Source organism: Leisingera sp. F5, from assembly GCF_001593695.1.
In genome coordinates this window covers 1-2341 of the sequence record NZ_LUKH01000470.1, presented here as the reverse complement: position 1 = coordinate 2341, position 2341 = coordinate 1, and the positions used below count along the sequence as shown (strand labels likewise).

Sequence of the window (2341 nt, the reverse complement as noted above, 5' to 3'; positions counted from 1 at the left end):
CAGCACCGGCGCATCAAAAACCAGCGCCGTCACCTCACCAGCTTCAAAGGCGCCCAGCATCTCATCCAGACCGTTAAAGGCGGAATAGTCGATTTCGCGTCGGTCAAGGAACCCCGCAGCGGTCGACCCGCCAATGGTTCCCACGGATCTGCCATACAGATCGTTCACCGAGTTCACCGAGCCGCTGATAGCCTCAACCGTCATCACCGCGGTGATCTTCGCGACAAAGACCGAGACGATGAACAGCGACGACACAACCAGCACCACACCGAACATCCGGCCCACCGGTGTGCGCGGCACCCGTTCTTCGAACCCGCCGTTCACAACCAAATTCAGCGCCCACCAGAAGGAGGGGAACCAGGCCTCGTTCAACGGGCGGTCGAAATAGGGCTGGGCGCGGCGCTCGAAGGCCCACATCATCATGCCGCCGCCGAACAGCATCAGGAAGGCGATGCCGATAGCCGCAGCCAGGTCCCAGGATAGCAGCGCCCGCAGCAGCGACGGCTGGCGGATTTCATCGGCGTGCACCATGATCTGCAGGCCGCTTTCGAAGATCGGCTGGCTGAAGTCCATCACCACTTCGCGCGAGGCGGTGATCGAGATATTGGCGGCGGCCAGATCGGCCTCGCCGCTGCGGACGCCGTCCAGCATATCCGCAAAGCTGTTCGTACGATTGACGCGGTACTCCCAATCCAACCGCCCCGCCAGGATTTTCAGAAGTTCCAACGAGAAGCCCGTGTCGCGCCCCTCCTCCACCATCGAAAACGGCGGCCGGGTGACAGTATTGACTGTCAGCACCTGCGCAGACAGCAATTGCCCCCAGATCAGGAACAGGGCGGCGGTGGTCAGGCGAAGATACAGCACGGAAACGCTCGGGTCAGGCCTCTGGGACGGTTTCAACGTCCTTAGGCGGTTCCCCTTTTTCACGCAAGCGCCTTGGCTGCAGAGGCCGGATTCGAAGCTGCGGATGTGTCAGGCGGTCCTCCGCTCGGCCAGCACTGCGGCGTCAAAGGCCCGCAGCACCGGGAATTTCGGCTGCCGGTGCTCGGGCAAGGCTGCGGCGCCCAGCGGTGCCAATAGGCTGGCAGCCAGACGCTGGGGGTCGCGCCGCAGGCGGCCCAGAAACAGGCTCTCGGTCATGGCGCCGGCAGCCAGCAGCGGCTCATGATCCGGCAGCACCGCCTGGCGGTAGGTGATCAGCGGTGTGCCTGACACCCCCGGCAGGGCGGTACCGGTCCCCAGCAGATTGCCGGCCGGAACTAGAACCGCAGGCTGGCCAAACAGATATTCCACCTCCGAGCCGGACAGCACCAGCCGCTGGAACGGTGCCGCGTGAATGTCCCGCTGCAGCCCGAAATAAGGCGCCCTGAGCCGCACCGGAGCAAAAGAGCCCAGCGCAGGCACCTGGCGTTCGACCACATGCAAGACCGGCACCGCCTCACCGCTGCTGCTCAGAACCAGATCGCCCCGCTGCAAACTGTTCAGCGCACGGTAGCCTTCAGGTGTGGCAATCGGGGTGGAAGGCAGCAGCGCCGGGGCCGGGCCCGCCGGCTCCATGCAGCTGGAAAGCGCCAGGTATTCTACTGCCGGCGCCACATAGCCCAGCGGTCCTGTCAGCGCCTGCAGGTCCCGCAGCCGCCAGGGTTTGGGTCCGGCCAGGGCAGCAATCTGCATCTGGCTGCCGTCCGGCCGCTCCAGCGTCAGCCGCCCTGTGCGGGCAGGCGCGTCCCAGGCATAGATCAGCCGCAACCGGCCGGTACGCCCCAGGCTGGTTGGATTCAGCGTCTGGTGCAGCACGGCACCGTTTTGCTCCAACACAAAGCTTAAGCCGCCGCCCGGCACCGCCTGCAGCGCCAGCCGCAACGGCCAATCGCCGCCTTGGGAGTAAAGCAGCAGCGGCTCTGGCCTAGCGCTTTCCGGCAGGTGAAATTCCAGCATCATTGTGCCGCGCACCAGCAGGCAATCGCCGTCGGTTAGACCCGCCGTTAACAGCGTCTGCGGATCGCTCCAATTGTGGCCGCCACCAAAGACCGCAAACCAGCCCACCTGCGTCAGGCCGCCTGGATCGCGGCCAGCAGCCTCCCTTCATATGCTTTCAGCGCAGGCCGCGCTGCCGCGCTGTAACCCGCGCCGGTTTCAGGATCGAGCTCTGGGAACAAGGCGCAGATCTCCTCTGCCACCGGCCGTTCGAACAGGTTGACGATCTGCGGGCCGGGTAAAAAGCTTTCAGTGGCCAGACCTTCAGAATAGATCACCTGATGGCGGTCGAACATCAGATGCACATAGGTGACCTCCCCGCCTGGACAGCGCGCCACACTGCGCCCGTTGACCAGATCCTTGG

3 protein-coding genes are annotated in these 2341 nt (G+C 64.6%); all 3 read right to left on the bottom strand.

Going from position 1 to position 2341, the window contains the following annotated elements:
* Positions 1-864: transporter substrate-binding domain-containing protein (locus A2I95_RS32025; RefSeq protein WP_291736325.1), on the bottom strand; the 864-nt coding region annotated here is incomplete at its 3' end.
* Between the two features lie 108 nt (positions 865-972).
* Positions 973-2046, bottom strand: coding sequence for a Hint domain-containing protein (locus tag A2I95_RS32020; protein WP_291736324.1), 1074 nt, complete (start codon positions 2044-2046; stop codon positions 973-975).
* Positions 2047-2051: 5 nt separating this feature from the next.
* The coding region (locus A2I95_RS32015) for a Hint domain-containing protein (protein ID WP_291736322.1) at positions 2052-2341 on the bottom strand (290 nt) is incomplete at its 5' end.